The 17528-nt window shown below is 73.5% G+C and carries 17 protein-coding genes; 10 read left to right on the top strand and 7 right to left on the bottom strand.

What is annotated here, in order from left to right; all coding sequences use genetic code 11:
* The first annotated feature begins 233 nt into the window (after nucleotides 1–233).
* From QSK00_RS08975 to QSK00_RS08995, 5 genes are all read left to right on the top strand, one after another.
* Nucleotides 234–1202, top strand: a complete 969-nt coding sequence (locus tag QSK00_RS08975; RefSeq protein WP_502872031.1) for a TerC family protein — start codon at nucleotides 234–236, stop codon at nucleotides 1200–1202.
* A gap of 78 nt (nucleotides 1203–1280) precedes the next feature.
* On the top strand, nucleotides 1281–2504 hold the full coding sequence (locus QSK00_RS08980; RefSeq protein ID WP_285589749.1) for a hypothetical protein: 1224 nt from the start codon (nucleotides 1281–1283) through the stop codon (nucleotides 2502–2504).
* Complete coding sequence (locus tag QSK00_RS08985) at nucleotides 2501–3526, top strand: ABC transporter ATP-binding protein (RefSeq protein WP_285589750.1); 1026 nt, start codon at nucleotides 2501–2503, stop codon at nucleotides 3524–3526. The genes QSK00_RS08980 and QSK00_RS08985 overlap by 4 nt, the downstream gene beginning before the upstream one ends.
* A complete protein-coding gene (locus tag QSK00_RS08990; RefSeq protein ID WP_285590602.1) occupies nucleotides 3526–4569 on the top strand; it encodes an ABC transporter permease in 1044 nt (347 codons plus the stop codon). The genes QSK00_RS08985 and QSK00_RS08990 overlap by 1 nt, the downstream gene beginning before the upstream one ends.
* A gap of 17 nt (nucleotides 4570–4586) precedes the next feature.
* Nucleotides 4587–5483, top strand: coding sequence for a Dyp-type peroxidase (locus tag QSK00_RS08995; protein WP_285589752.1), 897 nt, complete (start codon nucleotides 4587–4589; stop codon nucleotides 5481–5483).
* Here the strand turns inward: QSK00_RS08995 and QSK00_RS09000 are convergent.
* From QSK00_RS09000 to QSK00_RS09010, 3 genes are all read right to left on the bottom strand, one after another.
* Nucleotides 5426–7075 (bottom strand): chloride channel protein, encoded by a 1650-nt coding sequence (locus tag QSK00_RS09000; RefSeq protein WP_285589754.1) that lies wholly within the window; start codon nucleotides 7073–7075, stop codon nucleotides 5426–5428. The genes QSK00_RS08995 and QSK00_RS09000 overlap by 58 nt on opposite strands.
* A complete protein-coding gene (locus QSK00_RS09005) occupies nucleotides 7072–7521 on the bottom strand; it encodes a MarR family winged helix-turn-helix transcriptional regulator (protein WP_285589758.1) in 450 nt (149 codons plus the stop codon). Before QSK00_RS09005 ends, QSK00_RS09000 begins: the two co-directional genes overlap by 4 nt.
* 61 nt (nucleotides 7522–7582) lie before the next feature.
* Nucleotides 7583–8437, bottom strand: a complete 855-nt coding sequence (locus tag QSK00_RS09010; RefSeq protein ID WP_285589760.1) for an esterase/lipase family protein — start codon at nucleotides 8435–8437, stop codon at nucleotides 7583–7585.
* 50 nt (nucleotides 8438–8487) lie between these two features.
* Between QSK00_RS09010 and QSK00_RS09015 the strand changes: the two genes are divergently transcribed.
* A complete protein-coding gene (locus QSK00_RS09015; RefSeq protein ID WP_285589762.1) occupies nucleotides 8488–9360 on the top strand; it encodes an SCO6745 family protein in 873 nt (290 codons plus the stop codon).
* A 180-nt stretch (nucleotides 9361–9540) separates the two neighbouring features.
* Here QSK00_RS09015 and QSK00_RS09020 read toward each other — a convergent pair whose 3' ends face one another.
* On the bottom strand, nucleotides 9541–9744 hold the full coding sequence (locus tag QSK00_RS09020; RefSeq protein WP_285589764.1) for a hypothetical protein: 204 nt from the start codon (nucleotides 9742–9744) through the stop codon (nucleotides 9541–9543).
* 57 nt (nucleotides 9745–9801) lie between these two features.
* Here QSK00_RS09020 and QSK00_RS09025 point away from each other — a divergent pair, with 57 nt between their 5' ends.
* The 3 genes from QSK00_RS09025 to QSK00_RS09035 are packed head-to-tail and all read left to right on the top strand — an operon-like array spanning nucleotide 9802 to nucleotide 13546.
* Entirely contained in the window at nucleotides 9802–10803 is a 1002-nt protein-coding gene (locus QSK00_RS09025) for an NAD(P)/FAD-dependent oxidoreductase (protein ID WP_285589766.1), read from the top strand.
* A gap of 42 nt (nucleotides 10804–10845) precedes the next feature.
* Nucleotides 10846–12777, top strand: coding sequence for a translational GTPase TypA (gene typA / locus QSK00_RS09030; RefSeq protein ID WP_285589768.1), 1932 nt, complete (start codon nucleotides 10846–10848; stop codon nucleotides 12775–12777).
* Between the two features lie 55 nt (nucleotides 12778–12832).
* A complete protein-coding gene (locus QSK00_RS09035) occupies nucleotides 12833–13546 on the top strand; it encodes a hypothetical protein (protein ID WP_285589770.1) in 714 nt (237 codons plus the stop codon).
* An 18-nt stretch (nucleotides 13547–13564) separates the two neighbouring features.
* Here QSK00_RS09035 and QSK00_RS09040 read toward each other — a convergent pair whose 3' ends face one another.
* Nucleotides 13565–14248, bottom strand: coding sequence for a DedA family protein (locus tag QSK00_RS09040; RefSeq protein ID WP_285589771.1), 684 nt, complete (start codon nucleotides 14246–14248; stop codon nucleotides 13565–13567).
* 49 nt (nucleotides 14249–14297) lie between these two features.
* Nucleotides 14298–15737 (bottom strand): NADP-dependent phosphogluconate dehydrogenase, encoded by a 1440-nt coding sequence (gnd, locus tag QSK00_RS09045; protein ID WP_285589772.1) that lies wholly within the window; start codon nucleotides 15735–15737, stop codon nucleotides 14298–14300.
* Between the two features lie 261 nt (nucleotides 15738–15998).
* Here gnd and QSK00_RS09050 point away from each other — a divergent pair, with 261 nt between their 5' ends.
* Entirely contained in the window at nucleotides 15999–16751 is a 753-nt protein-coding gene (locus tag QSK00_RS09050) for a GH12 family glycosyl hydrolase domain-containing protein (protein ID WP_285589775.1), read from the top strand.
* A gap of 69 nt (nucleotides 16752–16820) precedes the next feature.
* On the opposite strand, the gene QSK00_RS09055 is transcribed toward QSK00_RS09050, so the two are convergent.
* On the bottom strand, nucleotides 16821–17420 hold the full coding sequence (locus tag QSK00_RS09055) for an NADPH-dependent FMN reductase (protein WP_285589776.1): 600 nt from the start codon (nucleotides 17418–17420) through the stop codon (nucleotides 16821–16823).
* Nucleotides 17421–17528 lie beyond the last annotated feature (108 nt).

Raw genomic sequence — 17528 nt, forward strand, 5'->3', positions numbered from 1 at the left:
TGGACCGGCCATGGAAGAGTCCGCGGTGGAGGGGAGTATCCCCGGATCGCCTGCGAGCGCCTCGTCAGCACGACAGCCGGAAGATGTCCGGGGCGCTCGGTGCGCCGGCCCATCGCGGGTCGGGCGCGGGAGAGACCTCCGGTGTGAACGTCGTACGTCGTCACCGGAGGAAGAACATCGTGCTGTCTGCTGTGCCGGGGCCCCTGGTGGCCACCGAGGGTGAGCCGTTCTGGGTGTGGGCCCTGACGATCACCGGTCTGGCCGTGATCTTCGCGATCGACCTGTGGGCGGGCCGTAAACCCGCCGAGGTCACGATGCGCCAGGCCGGGCGCGGGGTCGCGATCTACGTCGGGTTGGCGGTGATCTTCGCGGCCGGGGTTCTGCTGTTCGGCGGTCAGCCGAAGGCCACCGCGTTCATCGCCGGCTACGTCACCGAGTACTCGCTGTCGGTGGACAACCTGTTCGTGTTCCTGCTGATCATGACCGCGTTCGCCGTGCCGAAGGCGTTCCAGCACCGGGTGCTGCTGGTCGGGATCCTGATCGCACTGATCATGCGCGGCGGGTTCATCCTCGCCGGGGCCGCGGTGATCGAACGGTTCTCCTGGGTGTTCTACCTCTTCGGCGCCTTCCTCGTGCTCACCGCGATCAAGGTGTGCTTCGAGAAGAGCGACGACGAGGAGGAGTTCCGGGAGAACGCCCTGCTGCGGCTGGTCCGGCGGGTCGTGCCGGTCACCGAGGACTACCGCGGCGCGAAGCTCACCGTGCGGGAGGCGGGGCGGCGGATGATCACCCCGATGCTGATGGTGATGATCGCCATCGGGCTGACCGACCTGCTCTTCGCGCTGGACTCGATCCCGGCGATCTTCGGGCTCACCAAGGACCCGTACATCGTCTTCACCGCCAACGCCTTCGCCCTGCTCGGCCTGCGGCAGCTGTACTTCCTGCTCGGCGGGCTGCTGTCGCGGCTGGTCTACCTGCAGTACGGGCTCGGGGTGATCCTCGCGTTCATCGGGGTGAAGCTCGTGCTCGAGGCCCTGCACACCAACACCCTCCCGTTCGTCAACGGCGGGCAGCCGGTGCCGGTGCCGCTGATCGGGATCGAGCTGTCCCTGGGCGTGATCATCGGGGTCCTCGCGATCACCACCGTGGCCAGCCTCCTGCGCACCCGGGCGAGCCGGGACCGCGATCTCGAATCGGTGTGAGGCCTCACGGCGGATACGCCTCCCGGATGGCACTCTCGACGGAGTGAACGGGGTCGGCGGGACGGAGCGTGGCTGCGGGTGACCGCGATCCTCGACCGTCTCCGCCCGACCCGCGACGACGGGGCGCCGCCGCCGATCCGGTCCGTGCGGCTCCGGCGGTGGACCGTCGTCGCGGTGGTGGCGGCGCTGCTCGTGGCCGTGCCGGTCGTCGTCGCGGCCTGGCCCGTGTCGCCGGCGGTGTCGGTGTCGCCGTCGGAGCTGCGTGACCGCGTGGCGGCCTCGCAGGACCTGCCGTGGTCGGGGTACGCCGAGGCGACCGGCGGGCTGAACCTGCCCGACGTCGCGCAGTTCTCCGACGTCACGTCGTTGCTCTCGGGCACCTCGCGGCTGCGCGGTTGGTACGCGGCGCCCGACCGGGTCCGCGTCGACCAGCTCTATCCGGGCGGCGAGCGCAGCCGCTACACGACCGGCACCGGTCAGGTCGTGTGGGACTACGGCGCCCAGCTGCTCACCTACGTCCGGCGCGACCCGCTCGTGCGTCTCCCGCGCCCCGACGACCTCCTCCCGCCCCAGCTCGCCCGGCGGCTCCTCTCCGGGACCCTTCCCGACGATCCGGTGGCCGCGTTGCCGGCCCGCCGCGTCGCCGGGGTGGACGCGGCCGGGTTCCGCGTGACCGTGGCCGACCCGCGGACCACCGTCGGCGCTCTCGACGTGTGGGCCGACCCGACGGACGGGCTGCCGGTCGCGGTCGAGGTGCGCACGAAGAACGCGTCGGGCGCGCTGGCGAGCGGACCCGCCGTCGGGACCCGCTTCCTCGAGCTCGACCGCACGACGCCCGACCCGGCCCTGTTCGTCGCCGCGCAGACCCCGGGCGTCGGGGTGACCCGCAGCCCGACCTCCGACCTGTTCGGCGTGCTCGGCCGGGGGAGCCCCGACGCGGTCCCGGGCACCGTCGACGGGGTCGACCGGGTGGCGCCGCAGCGCGGGTTCGCCGCGATCGGGAAGTACGGGACGACGCTGTCCCAGCTCATCGTGGTCCCGCTGCCCGCCGACATCGCCGGCTCGCTGCTCGGCAACATCGGCGACGCCGGGTCCGCGGGCCGGACCATCACCGTCACGGCGCCCCAGAACGCGCTCGGGCGCACGGCGAACGCGTCGGCAGGGGCGTTGGAGTCCTCGCTGCTGCGACTCGCCGTGCTGCGCGTGGGCAACCGGGCGTGGGCCGTCGGCGGGCTCGTGACCGACGACGTCCTCGACCGCGCCGTGGCCGACATCGCCGCCGACTCAGCAGGAGCACCGTGACCAACCCGGGCGACCGTGGTCCCTCCGCCGGCACCGGGGTCCGCACCCCGAGCGAGCCCGTGCCCGTGCAGCGGGCGCGTCCGCTGCCGGGGCCGCCGGTCGACACCCCGCTCGTCATCGAGACCCGCGGGCTGACCAAGCGGTACGGCGCCCGCGCCGCCGTCGACGACGTCGACCTGCACGTGGCCCGCGGCGACCGGTACGGCTTCCTCGGCCCGAACGGCTCGGGCAAGACGACGATGGTGCGGATGCTCCTCGGGCTGGTGTTCGCCACCCGCGGCGAGATCCGGGTCCTCGGACACGAGGTGCCGCGCGAGGTGCACCAGGTCCTGCCACGGATCGGGGCGATGGTCGAGGGCCCGGCGGCCTACGGCCACCTGTCGGGGCGGGCCAACCTGGACCTGCTCGACGCCTCCGGCCCGGGGCCCCGGGCGGGCCGCCGGCGCCGGGTCGGCGAGGCCATGGAGCGGGTCGGCCTCGGCGGGGTGGACCGCCGTCCGGTCCGCACCTACTCGCTGGGCATGCGCCAGCGGCTCGGACTGGCCGGCGCCCTGCTGTCACAGCCGGACCTGCTCATCCTCGACGAACCGACCAACGGCCTCGACCCGCACGGGATCCGCGAGATCCGCGAGCTGCTCATCGAGCTCAACCGCGAGGGCACCACCGTCTTCCTCTCCAGCCACCTGCTCGCCGAGATCGAGGCGCTGTGCACGACCGTGGGCGTGGTCGACCGCGGGCGCCTCGTCCTGGAGGAACCCCTCGAGGCCGTACGTCGGCGGACCGGGCGGGTCGTGCTGACGACCCCCGACGCCGACCGCGCGGCCGCCGCCCTCGGTGCCGCGCTGGTGGACCGCACGCCCGACGGCGGGTTGGTCGTGGCCCCGGCCGACGGCGACGGGGCGTCGGGTCTCGCGCGCCACCTGGTCGGGACGGGCGTGCGCATCGAGGCCCTGGTCCCGGAGACGGTGAGCCTCGAGGACGTCGTCGTGCGGATCACGGGACCCGGGAGCGATCGCGCGTGATGGTCGTCGAGCTGCGCAAGCTCTTCCGGCGGCCGCGCACGTGGGTGACGATCGGGCTGCTGTGCCTGCTCCCCGCGATCGTCGCGGTGTTCCTCGCCTCCACGCGCATCGCACCCGCTCCCGGGCAGGGCGCGGCGTTCCTCTCCGCGGTGCTGGAGTCGGGCTCGCTCTACCCGGCGGCCGCGCTGGCACTGGTGCTGCCGATCTTCCTGCCGGTCGCGGTGGCCGTGATCGCGGGCGACACCGTGGCGGGGGAGTCCGGCGCGGGCACGCTGCGCTACCTGCTGGTCCGTCCGGTGGGTCGCACGAAGCTGCTCGTGGCGAAGCTGGTGTCGATCGTCGCGTTCGTGGTCGCGACCGTGGCCGCCGTGGCCGGCACGTCGTACGTGGTGGGCGTGACGCTCTTCGGGGCCGGCGACCCGGTCGCCGTGGTCAACGCGATCCCGCAGATCTCGGGCCCGGGCGGCGGGGGATCGTCGTCCGCCGGGTCGGGTGGCGGCACCGCGTCGGCCCCGTCCGCGGGGGGCTCGGCGAGCGCGGCGGACCCGGCGGCCCCGGCACCCGCCGCACCGGGAGCCCCGGCCGCGGGGACGTCCGGGGCCGGCAGCGGGGCGCCCACCCAGCTGGATCCGACCGAGGCCCGCGAACGTGCCGCCGACTCCGTGGCGTCGCTGTCGGGCGATCCGCTCTCCCCGGCCGACCTGGCGCTGCGGCTGCTCGGCGCGATGGCCTACATCACGATCTCCATGCTCGGCGTCGGGGCGATCGCACTGTTCCTCTCGACGGTCACCGCCTCCTCGCTCGGCGCGACCCTCGGGGCGCTGGCGGCCCTCATCTCGTCCCAGGTGCTCGTCACGCTGGACGCGGCGGCCTCGGTGACGCCCTACCTGCCGACCCGGTACTGGCTGGCGTGGATCGACTTCTTCCGCGACCCGATCTTCCTGCGCGACATCCGGGCGGGCCTGATCGTGCAGGCCGCCTACGTCGTCGTCCTCATGCTGGCCGCCTGGGCGAACTTCACCACGAAGGACGTCGCGCAGTAGCCGTACCGTGAGCACGCATGGCCGTCCCGCAGAACGGTGTGCTCGCGCTGGGCACCTCCTCGCACGCCTACCTCGAGTTCGACCGGGTGCCGGGCGTCGACGCCGCCGCCCTCGCCCGCGGGCTCGCGGGCCTCGCCGTCTCCGTCCGGACGACGGGGGCGGTCGGCCTCGTCGTCGGGATGCGCCCCGAGCTGTGGGCCGAGGTCGCGCCCGGCGACGCCCCCGCGGACGTGCACGGCTTCGACGAGCCGGTCACCGGCCCCGACGGGTTCACGATGCCCGCGACCCAGCACGACGCCGTCATCTGGGTCTCCGGCGGCAGCCGGTCGGTGGTGTTCGACGGCAGCACCTCCGCCGTCGCCGGCCTGCACGGGGTCGCCTCGCTCGCCGACGAGACCGTGGCCTGGTCCCACCACCACGACCGCGATCTCACCGGCTTCGAGGACGGCACCGAGAACCCGTCCGCGGCGGAGGCCCCGGGGGTCGTGCTCGTCCCCGACGGCGAGCCCGGGGCGGGCGGGTCGGTCCTGCTCCTGCAGAAGTGGCGCCACGACGCCGACCGCTGGTACGCCCTGGACCGCACCACGCAGGAGCGGGTCATCGGGCGGACGAAGCCCGACTCGGTCGAGCTCGACCCGAAGCCCGCCGACGCCCACGCCGCGCGGACCGACCAGGACACCTACGGCCACATCTTCCGCCGCAACTCCGCCTACGGGGACACCGGCGACCACGGGACGATGTTCGTCGGGTTCTGCGCGTCCCAGGGCCCGCTCGCGGTCATGCTCGACGCCATGGCCGGCCACGACGGCCCGCGCGACGCCCTGACCCGGTACACGACCGCCCTCACCGGCGCCTACTACGTGATCCCGGCCGCCGACGCCCTCGTCCGGCTCGCCCCGGCCGCGGTCGGCTGACCCAGCAGCAGCTCCAGCGGCGCGATCCCCAGCACCTCCCCGTCCTTCCCGACGACGGGTGCGGCCGTCACCCCCGCGGTCAGCAGCCGGTCCCGGGCGTCGGCGAGCGTGTCGTCCGGCCCGAGCGTGACCGCATCCGCCACGACCTCGCCGGAGCGCCGCACCACCCCGACGAGCCGTCCGTCGTCGGCGACGCGCAGCCGGAGCCGGCCGGCGCCGTCGTCGGGAACGGGGGCCATGACCTCGTCCACGAAGCGCACCGAGAGCGGGTCGACGCCGTACTCGCGGGACAGGTGCCCGCCGCGACGCGCGATCTTCTCCGTCAGGACGGAGCGCCTGAGCAGCAGGACCGACACCCCGTACGCCGTCGCCGACGCGACGAGCAGGGGCAGCAGCGCCGACCAGGCGTGGGTGAGCTCGAGCGGGAAGACGACGCCGGTCAGCGGCGAGCGCATGACCCCGCCGACCGTGGCCGCGAGCCCGACCAGCGCCCAGAACCCGGGGCCGACCGGCGGCAGCACGGTGCCCGCGAGCGCGCCCAGGGCGGCACCGATCATGAACGTCGGGGCGAGCACGCCGCCCGAGGTCCCCGACCCGAGCGAGAGGCCCCAGATCAGCGACTTCACGACGAGGATCCCGACGATCAGCGACAGCGCGGCCCGGCCGGAGAGCAGATCGCCGATCACGTCGTAGCCGACCCCCAGCGCGTGCGGGACGACCAGTCCGCCCAGCCCGATGATCAGGCCGCCGATCGCCGGCCACCACATCCAGTGCAGCCGGCCGCGGAGCAGCTCGAACGTGTCCTCCGAGCGGTAGACCAGCGCCGTCACCGCCACGGCGAGCAGGCCGCCCAGCACCCCGATGCCGACGCTGAGGAGGTCCGCGGGGGTCCCGATGCCCCAGCCCGCGGTGTCGAGCCCGAAGAGCGGCCCGGAGCCGAGCAGGGGCGCCCGGAGCAGCGTCGCGGTGACCACCGCCGCCGTCACCGGCAGGAAGCTGCGCGGCCGCCACTCGAAGAGCAGCAGCTCCACGGCCAGCAGCACCGAGGCCAGCGGAGCGTTGAACGTCGCCGCCATGCCGGCGGCCGCCCCGGCGACCATGAGGGCCTTGCGCTCGTCGTCGGTCAGGGTCAGCCGCTGTGCGACGAGGGAACCCAGGGCCCCGCCGGTCATGATGATCGGGCCCTCGGCGCCGAACGGGCCGCCGGTGCCGATGCTGATGGCGGCCGACGTCGGCTTGAGGACGGCGACCTTCGCCTCGACGACGCTGCGCTTGAACAGGATCGCCTCGAGCGCCTCCGGCATCCCGTGGCCGCGGATCTTCTCCGACCCGTAGCGGGCCATGACCCCGACGACCAGCCCGCCGAGCACCGGCGCGCCGAGCACCACCCACCACGGGGCGTGCAGCTGGCCGGGGCTCACCGTCTCCGTGGAGAGCCGCCCGCCGAAGACCGCGTTCGTGATGAGCCCGATGAGGGTCAGGAGCAGCCAGGCGGCGCCGGCGCCGAGGGCACCGATCGGGATCGCCCACGCGACGATCACGCCGACGCGGGGGGTGAGGGTGAAGTCGGACAGCGGGCCCGGGCGTCTCACGGGGTCATCAGCTCCACGGGGCCGGTGCCGTAGTCGGCGCCGGCGGCCTCTCGAAGGGCGGACAGGGCGGCGGTGAGCGCGGTGCGCTGCTCGGGCGGGAGTCGGGCGACGAGCTCGGCCAGCGCGTCCCGACGACGGGTCAGGACCGTGTCGACGACCGCTCGGCCCGCCGCGCTGGGCTCGAGCACCACGACGCTGCGGTTCGCCGGGTCGCGACGGCGGGTCAGGTGGCCCGAGGCCTCCAGCTGGTCGCCGAGCCGGGTCACCGACGACGCCGCCGTCCCGAGCCGCCCGGCGGCGACGGTGCCGGCGCTCGGTCCGAGCTCGTCGAGCACGAGGAGCAGCCGGAACTGCGGCAGGGTCATGCCGAGGTCCTCGAGGGCGCGGGTCGCGACCCCGACCAGGAGCCGGGTCGTCGCCATGAGCGCGTCCACCGCTTCGTTCACACAAGCAACTCTTGCGCACTGCAAGGCTTGCGTCAGCTCAGTGTGGTGCCGATCATCGGGATCAGCGGGTGCCGACGAGGACGGGACGTCCGACGCCCTCGGCCTGCAGCCGGGAGCAGTCGCCGGGCACCGGGACGGGGAGCGGCCGCGTCCCCAGCGCGCGGAGGGTCAGCCCCACCGCGAGACCCGCCGTCGGGAGCTGGCCGTGACCGATGAGGATGCCGTCGCAGACCGCCTGCAGCCGGATCGAGCGCACGCCGGGCAGGGCGGACGAGGTCGGCGGCGTCACGGTGTCGTCCTGGTCGGTCCAGAGCGACAGCCACGGGATGTCCGGCCGGGGCTCCGCGGCGAGGCGGGCGAGCAGGGAGCTACCGGGCGCGAGCTGCTGGCAGGCCCGCGGACAGGCGCCGGGGACCAGTGCGCCACCCGCCGCGGCGAGCTCGGCGCCCTGCAGCGGCGAGCCGAGGGTGACCAGGCGCCGGATCGCGGGCGCCGTCGTGCCGGTCTGCAGGTAGAGCCACGACGCGACGCCGCCGGCGGAGTAGCCGACCAGGTCGACGCTGGTGGCGCCGTCGTGGCGGATGAGGTCGCGCACCACGTCGTCGATGGCCGCCGCCTGCGCGGCGAAGTCCCCCGTCCCGCCGTCGGGGAGGTCCACGACGACGGCCGGGCGCCCGACCACCTGCAGGCGCAGCGCGAGCGCCTGCAGCGCCGCCGTGTTGCCGCCGTAGCCCGGGACGAGCACGACCGGGCCCATCACGGCGGGATCCGCCTTCGCCGGCACGGCGTACTCGCGGGCGACCGAGACCCCCACGAGTACGGCCACGGCCAGCACGATCGCCGCCGTGATCAGCACGAACAGGCGCCGGCGGGGAGCGAGGCCGCCGAGGGGCGCTCGTTCGGGCCACCGGGTCACACCGTCCAGTGTGCCCATGATCGTGTGTGGTCGCGTTAGCGTGCGTCCCCGTGGAGCCCAGCGACGTCGCGCGCCTGTACCGCCGGATCGAGCCCCTGCACTCGATGATCTACTTCGCGCCCGAGGTCGGTGAGGAGCTGACCGAGCTGGGCATCGGGCATCCGCGGGCGCAGTACTTCGCCCAGCGGTCGGCCGCGATGGGCCCCGTCGGGCCCGGGGTCGTGGCGGCGACCTACTACAACTTCAACCCGGCGCTGGTCGTGCGCTTCGTGCCGGTCGTCTGGATGTCCGCCCCGCCCGAGGACGTGCTGAACGCGCGCCTGCGTGCGGCCGACCGGGCCCTGCGCCGGCTGCTCGGCGACGCCGTGTCCTCCCGGGAGTGCGAGCGGGCGGGCGTGCTCGCCCGCCGGGCCTCGTCGGCGTGCACCCCCGAGGGCCGCCCGCTCTACGCCGCCCACGCCGACCTGCCCTGGCCCGACGAGCCGCACCTCGCGCTCTGGCACGCCGTGACGCTGCTGCGCGAGTACCGGGGCGACGGGCACCTGGCGGCCCTGCTCGCGGCGGGCGTGTCCGGGCTGGAGGCGCTGATCCTGCACACCGCGACGGGAGCGGGCTTCCTGCCCGAGGTCGCCCAGGCCACCCGTGGCTGGTCGGCCGAGCAGTGGGGCGAGGGCGTCGCGGGCCTGCGCGCCCGCGGGTTGGTGGACGACGGGCTCTCGCTCACCGCGGAGGGCGCCGCGTTCCGCGAGCACATCGAGGCGGAGACCTCCCGGATGTCCGCCGCGCCGTGGGAGCACCTGGGGGAGGACGACCGTGCCGAGCTGGCCGAGGTCGGCGGGGGCCTGACGAAGCGCCTGCTCGCCGCCGGCGCCTTCCCGTCGGGCGTGTTCGCCCCCGGCGCGGACCGGACGCCGAAGTCCTGAGCCCTCCCGAGCCCGCTCCGGCCCCGAGGGTCACGTCAGACAGGTTCCGTCGGCCCTGGACCTGCCTGACGTGACTCTCGTGGGCGGGAGTCCGGGCGCGACCGCGACGAGAGGTACGTCCGGCATCCCGGGGGGCCCGAGAACATGCCTGACGTACGTCTCGCCGAGGCGATGCCCGCCTCACCTCAGGCGCTGCGGGTCGCCCGCGTCCACCTCCCCGTGCGCACCGGCCCGCTTCGCGAGCCAGATGCCGCCGCCGATCACGAGCACACCCGCGATCAGCCAGCCCAGCGCCCCGAGCAGCCAGTGCACGAGGGGCAGGACCACCCCACCGAGCAGCACGAGCGCGCCGACACCGACCAGGATCCACACCACGATCTTCATGACGTCGAGCCTGCGCCGCGCTGCGGCCCGCGGGATCGGGGTGCGACCCTGAGTTTCATGCGGGTCGTCGTGGTGGGCGCCGGGATCGTCGGGCTGTCGACGGCGGACGCGCTCCTGCGCCGCGGTCACGACGTCACCGTCCTCGAGGCGCGCCGGCCGCTCGGTGCGCGCAGCGTCGGCAGCTCGCGGATCTTCCGCCTCGCCCACGGCGACCCGGAACTGGTCGCCGCGGCGGCCGAGGCCCGTCGGCTGTGGGACGCCTGGTCCGAGCGCGCCGGGCGCCCGCTGCTCGGCGACGAGGGCGCGATCGTGTCCGGCCCGCGGGTCGACGCCTGGGCCGCCGCGATGGCGGCCGCGGGTGCGCCGCACGAGGTGGGGAACCCGCCGTCCGGGACCCTCGGGCGCACCGACGGCCCGGTGCTCCACGACCCGGCCGGGGGAGCGCTCGACCTCGCCGGCGCCGGCGAGCTGCTGCTCCGGGCGACGAAGCCCCACCTGCGGCCCGGGCGGGTGGTCGACCTCGACGAGCTGATCGCCGACGCGATCGTCCTGACGGCCGGTGCGGGCACCGCCGAGCTCGCCGCGCAGGTCGGCGTCACCGTGCCCGACGAGCCGTGCCACCACGTCCGGTTCTCGTTCCCGCTGCGTGAGCGCCCGGCCACGGTCCCGCCCGCGCACATCGACGGCGCCACCTACCAGCACCGCACGCCCGAGGGGCACTGGGCGATCGGCGGGCACCTCCCCGACGCGGTCACGACGACGGCGGCGCACTCCCTCGACGAGGTCCGGCGCCGGTCACGCGAGACCGTCACCGCGCACGTCGCCGAGCGACTGCCCGAACTCGTGCCGGAGCCGATCGGCGAGGTGACCTGCACGCCGACGGCGGGGGAGGGCGACGGGGTACGGACGGCGCGGGCCGGGAACGTGCACGTCCTCTGGGGCGGGAACCTCGCGAAGTTCGCCCCGTTGCTGGGAGAACGCCTGGCCGCGGCGGTCGCGGAGGACCACGTGGCGCACGCCATCGGTCCACATGACGACCCGACGGATCACGGTCGGTAACCTGGGAGGGTCCGACTCCCTTGTGGAAGGCAGTTCTCTCTCGTGACCACGTCCGCACCCGAGCGGCCCGGGTCCGCCGATCACGCCCTGCGCACCGACCTGCGCAACATCGCGATCGTCGCCCACGTCGACCACGGCAAGACCACCCTCGTCGACGCCATGCTCCGCCAGTCGGGCGCCTTCTCCGCGCGGGCCGAGCTCGTCGACCGGGTGATGGACTCCGGTGACCTCGAGCGCGAGAAGGGCATCACGATCCTCGCGAAGAACACGGCCGTGCGCCGCGGGGACGTCACCTTCAACATCATCGACACCCCCGGCCACGCCGACTTCGGCGGCGAGGTCGAGCGCGGCCTGTCGATGGTCGACGGCGTCGTCCTGCTGGTGGACGCCTCCGAGGGCCCGCTCCCGCAGACCCGGTTCGTGCTGCGCAAGGCGCTCGCCGCCCGCCTCCCCGTGATCCTCGCGGTGAACAAGACCGACCGTGCCGACGCCCGGTGCGAGGAGGTCGTGAACGAGTCGCTGGACCTGCTGCTCGAGCTCGCCACGGACCTGGAGATGGACGACGACGTCGTCTCCCAGCTCCTCGAGCTCCCGGTCGTCTACGCCTCGGCCCGCGCCGGCAAGGCCTCGCTCGAGCGCCCGGCCGACGGCACGGTGCCCGACTCGGAGAACCTCGACCCGCTGTTCGAGCTGCTCCTCTCCGAGGTCCCGGCGCCGGCGGACGACCCGGACGGGCTGCTGCAGGCCCACGTCACCAACCTCGACGCGTCGGCCTACCTCGGCCGCATCGCGCTCTGCCGCGTCCGCTCCGGCCGGATCCGCCGGGGCCAGCAGGTCGGCTGGTGCCGCGCGGACGGCACCGTCACGCGCGTGAAGGTCACCGAGCTGCTGCGCACCGAGGGCCTCGAGCGCGTCTCGGCCGAGGAGGCGGAGGCCGGCGACATCGTCGCGGTCGCCGGGATCTCCGAGGTCACCATCGGCGACACCCTCGCCGACCCGGACGACCCGCACCCGCTGCCCCGGATCACCGTCGACGAGCCCGCCATCGCGATGACGATCGGGATCAACACCTCGCCGCTGGCCGGCCGGGACCCGAAGCCGGGCACCAAGCTCACCGCCCGCCTGCTGAAGAACCGGCTCGACGCCGAGCTCGTCGGCAACGTGTCCATGCGCGTGCTGCCCACCGAGCGTCCCGACGCCTGGGAGGTGCAGGGCCGCGGCGAGCTGGCGCTGGCGATCCTCGTCGAGACGATGCGCCGCGAGGGCTTCGAGCTGACCGTCGGCAAGCCCGAGGTCGTCACCAGGACCGTCGAGGGCAAGCTCCACGAGCCGTTCGAGCGCCTCTCGGTCGACGTCCCCGACGAGCACCTCGGCGCGGTGACCCAGCTCCTCGCCGCCCGCAAGGGCGAGATGCTCGAGATGACCCACTCGACGTCGTCGGACCACGTCCGGCTCGAGTACCGGGTCCCGTCGCGCGGCCTGATCGGTTTCCGGACGGAGTTCCTCACCGAGACCCGGGGCACCGGCATCGCCAACCAGCTCTTCGACGGCTACGGGCCGTGGGTCGGGGAGCTGCGGGCGCGGCTGTCCGGGTCGCTGATCGCCGACCGCTCCGGGCCGGTCACCGGCCACGCGGTGGGCCTGCTCTCCGAGCGCGGGGAGCTCTTCGTCGGCCCGACGACGCTGGTGTACACCGGCATGATCATCGGCGAGAACTCGCGCGCCGACGACATGGAGGTCAACATCACCCGCGAGAAGAAGCTGACCAACATGCGGTCCTCCACCGGGGACGAGCTGGTCCGGCTCACCCCGCCCCGGATCATGTCCCTCGAGCAGTCGCTGGAGTTCTGCGCCGAGGACGAGTGCGTCGAGGTGACGCCGTCCGCGGTGCGCATCCGCAAGGTCGAGCTCGACTCGCACACCCGCAACCGCCAGCGGTCGCGCGCGAAGCAGGGGCTCGCGACGAAGTCGTAGTCGCGTCGGGGCTCCTCGGTCCGTCACGATGATCGGGACACCGAGGAGGATCCCGATGACCGTGACCTTCGACGTCGACCTCGACGCGGGCCGCATCAGCGCGGTCTGGATGCTGGGGTCGTTCCTCGTGGTGTTCCTGGTGACCCGCGTGATCACCCGGCTCATCCGCGCCGGCCGGGGCCCCTTCCGGGACACCTCGGTCGGCGGGGTCCACGTCCACCACCTCGTCTACGGCATCGCCCTGATGCTGCTCGCCGGGGCGGGGGAGTTCATCTACCGTCCCGACGGCGGGTGGCGCACGGTCCTCGCCGTCGCGTTCGGCGCGGGGGCGGCGCTGGCCCTGGACGAGTTCGCGCTGTGGCTGCGCCTCGCCGACGTCTACTGGTCCGACGAGGGTCGGCTCTCGGTCGACGCCGTGCTCATGGTGGCCGTCGTCGGCACCCTCCTCGTGCTCGGGGCCAATCCCTTCGGCACGAGCGGCCAGGGCGGGGCGCTCGGGGTCGCGCTGTCGGTGCTCGTGACGACGGGTGCGGCGATCACGGCCGCGTTCAAGGGCAAGATCGTCACCGCGATCGTCGGGGTGTTCCTGCCGCCCGTGGCGCTGCTCGGGGCGCTGCGGCTCGCCCGCCCGAGCTCGCCGTGGGCGCGCCGCCGCTACACCCCGGGCTCGCCCCGCGACGTCCGTGCCCGCCGGCGCTACCCCGCGGGGGCGCGCAACCCCTGGGACCGCGTGGTCGACCTCGTGGGCGGCGTGCGCAAGCCGTCCTGACCCCGGCCGGCCGAGACGTCAGGACCTGTCGTCGGGCTGGAGGACCTGGGTGGGGGCCTCCATCCGCCGGACGGCCCGGTGCCTGCGGTAGCGCTTGACCAGCATCCAGCCGACGAGCGCGACCAGCAGGGTCAGCACGACCGTCTGGAAGACCCCCGCGTACTGCTCCACGAGCTGCCACCGGGATCCCAGGGCGTAGCCGCCGCCGACGAAGACGGAGTTCCAGACCAGGCTGCCGAGCGTGGTGAAGAGCGTGAACTCCCACCAGGGCATGCGGCGCTGTCCGGCGGGGATCGAGACGAAGGACCGGACGCCCGGGATCATCCGGCCCCAGAACACCGAGGCGCGGCCGTGACGGTCGAACCAGGACTCCGCCTTGCGCACGTCGTCCTCGCTGACCAGCGGCATCCGCGCGATCGTGCGGCGCACCCAGCCCTCGGAGCACAGCATCCCGACCAGGTAGAGCGCGAACGCCCCGACGACCGAGCCCGCCGTCGTCCAGAGGATCGCCGCCCAGACCGAGAACTCCCCCCGACCCGCCGCGAAGCCCGCCAACGGCAGGACGATCTCCGAGGGGATCGGGGGGAACACGTTCTCCAGCGCGACGATCAGGCCGGCGCCCGGAGCGCCGAACGTGGCCATGAGGTCCGTGGCCCAGTCGGCCAGACCGCCGTCGCTCGCAGGTGCCTGCACGGGGAGCATGCCCTGTCCAACGTCCGACTCGTCCGGATTTCTCCCGGCCGGCCGAGATCTACGCCTCGGACTCCGCGCGGTCGTCGGTGGCCCACGCGGTGTGGAAGGTGCCCTCGCGGTCGGTGCGGCGGTAGGTGTGCGCCCCGAAGAAGTCGCGCTGGCCCTGCACGAGGGCGGCGGGGAGCCGGTCGGCCCGGATGCCGTCGTAGTAGGCGAGGGCCGAGGAGAAGCCGGGCGTCGGGATGCCGAGCTGCGCGGCGCTCGCGACGACGCGGCGCCACGAGTCCTGCGCCCCGCCGATGGCCTCGGCGAACGCGGAGTCGGTGAGCAGCGTGGTCAGGCCCGGCTCGCGCTCGTAGGCCGCCGTGATCTCCTCGAGGAACTTCGCCCGGATGATGCAGCCGCCGCGCCAGATGCTCGCGACCTTGCCCAGGTCGATGTCCCAGCCGTACTCCTCGGCGCCGGCCTGGATCTCGTTGAAGCCCTGGGCGTAGGCGACGATCTTCGACGCGTAGAGCGCCTGCTCGATGTCGTCGGCGAAGCCCTCCGCCGCCGCTCCCTCGAGACGGGCACCGCTGACCCCGGGGAGGCCCTTCGCGGCGTCGCGCAGCGTCCGGTTGCCCGAGAGCGACCGGGCGAAGGTGGCCTCGGCGATACCGGTGACGGGGACGCCGAGGTCGAGCGCGGCCTGCACGGTCCAGCGGCCGGTGCCCTTCTGCTCGGCCTCGTCGGCGACGATGTCGACGAACGGCTTCCCGGTCTCGGCGTCGGCGTGGGCGAGGACCTCGGAGGTGATCTCGATGAGGTACGAGTCGAGCCGGCCCCGGTTCCAGCCGGTGAACGTCTCGGCGATCGCGGCCGGGTCCATGCCCAGGCCCTTGCGCAGGAGGTCGTAGGCCTCGGCGATGAGCTGCATGTCGGCGTACTCGATGCCGTTGTGCACCATCTTGACGAAGTGGCCCGCACCGTCCGCCCCGATGTGGGTGCAGCAGGGCTGCCCGTCCACCTTGGCCGAGATGTCCTCGAGCAGCGGGCCGAGGCTGTCGTAGGCCTCCTTCGGCCCGCCGGGCATGATGCTCGGCCCGTTGAGGGCGCCCTCCTCGCCACCGGACACGCCCATGCCGACGAAGTTGAGACCCTTCTCCGAGAGGGCCTTCTCCCGACGGCGGGTGTCCACGTAGTGCGCGTTGCCGGCGTCGATGATGACGTCGCCCTGCTCGAGGAGGGGGACGAACTCGTCGATCACCGCGTCGGTGGCCTTCCCCGCCGGGACCATGAGGATGATCCGGCGGGGCTTCTCGAGGGCGGCCACGAAGTCCTCGGCCGAGTAGGTCGGGACGAAGGTGCCCTCGTCGGAGAAGTTCTCGGCGAGATCCTTCGTCCGCTTGTCGGTCCGGTTGTGCAGCGCGACGGCGTGGCCGTGCCGCGCGAGGTTGCGTGCGAGGTTGCGCCCCATGGTGGCGAGGCCGCTGACGCCGATCTCCGCTGTCTGACTCACAACGAGCAGAGTGCCCGACAACGGGGGCCGCACACGCTCGACGGGGTGACTTTCCCGTGACCCGCTAACAGTTGGGATCCCCGGCGCGAGGAACGGGTCGTACCGCGACGGGAGCAGACCGTCGCGGACGGTCACGGGGGAGTACGACACACGATGACGGATCGGACGTCGGACGCAAGGATCACGATCCAGGGCGGTCGCGCAGCGGTACGACGCGCCGCCACCCGGGCCACCCGTCGGACGCGGTTCCTGGTCGCTGCCATGCTGACCCTCGTGGTCGCGGGCGGCTCGATCTTCGTCGGGAACGCGGTCGGCTCCGCGGCCTCCTACGCCCAGATCTGCGGCCAGTTCGGCTCCCAGGTCGTCGGCGGCAAGTACGTCGCCCAGAACAACCGCTGGGGCACGTCCAAGAACCAGTGCATCACCCCGTTCGACACCGGCTTCACGCTCGACGTCGCCGACGGCACCAACAACGCGGGCCCGTCGTCGTACCCGTCGCTCTACCGCGGGTGCGTCTACGGCTACTGCACGCCGGGCTCGACGAACGTCTTCCCGGCCCCGGTGCGCACCCTCGGCGCGGTCCGCTCGAACTTCGCGACGACGGGCCCGGACAAGTCCCAGCCGGTCAACCAGTACAACACCGCCTACGACATCTGGTTCGACCCGACCGCGACCAACGCGGGCCGCAACACCGGGGCCGAGATGATGATCTGGCTCAACCGGACCTCGTGGGTGCAGCCGATCGGCAAGCCCTACTACGACGTCAACATCGGCGGCGTGATCTACACCGTCTGGTACGGCAAGATCGACCTGCCGGTCATCTCCTACGTGCGCAAGACGCCCACGACCACGGTGTCGAACCTGCCGATCGACCTGTTCGTCCGGGACGCCACGAACCGCGGTGTGATCAGGTCGACCTGGTACATGACGAGCGTCCAGGCCGGGTTCGAGCCGTGGACCGGTGGCAAGGGCCTGAAGGTCACCAACTTCTCGGTGACGCGGAACGGGCTGTAGCGGCCCCCTCACCTCCGTGGCAGGAAAGCGTCGTTGCTTGCACCCGGTGCAAGCAACGACGCTTTCCTGTCAGGCGGGGGTGCTGCCCGGCAGGCCCAGCCGCTGCGTCCAGGACGCCAACCCCTCGAGGGCGGCCTTCGCGCCGGCCTCGGTCTCCGGGGCGGGCGTGAACACGCGCTCGTCGCCCTCGCCCGAGACGTTCTTCATCGCGAACGGGATCGGGACGGCGGCCGACACCGGCACCATGTTCAGGCCCACCAGCACCGGCCAGAGCGCCTCGGCCGCGCGGGTGCCGGCGGCGACGCCGCCGTAGCTGACGATCGTCGCGGGCTTGCCCGCCCACTCGCGGTTGAGGTGGTCCAGCGCGTTCTTCAGGGCCGCGTTGAAGCTGTGGTTGTACTCCGGGGTGACGAACACGAAGGCGTCCGCACGGTCGACGATCGCGCTGAACCGCTTGGTGGAGTCGAGCGTGTAGCGCCCGAACCGCGGGTGCTCGGGCTCGGCGAACATCGGCAGGTCGACCTCGGCGAGGTCGACGATCTCCACCTCGAAGCCCTCGTACGCCCGCGCGTAGTCCGCGAACCACCGCGCGATCGGCTCGCCGATCCGGCCCGGTCGGGTGCTCGCGACGATGATCTGCAGCAGCGGGCGGCGGGCGTCGTCGCTCATGGATACTCCTTGGTCGGGCTAACAGTTGTCTGCACAACCATCCTGCACCTGATGATGTCGGGGTGCCTCGTTACCCTGGGCACGTGACGACGCTCCTGACCCGGTCCG

It is taken from the genome of Actinomycetospora sp. NBRC 106378 (assembly GCF_030269685.1).
Classification (GTDB): Bacteria; Actinomycetota; Actinomycetes; order Mycobacteriales; family Pseudonocardiaceae; genus Actinomycetospora.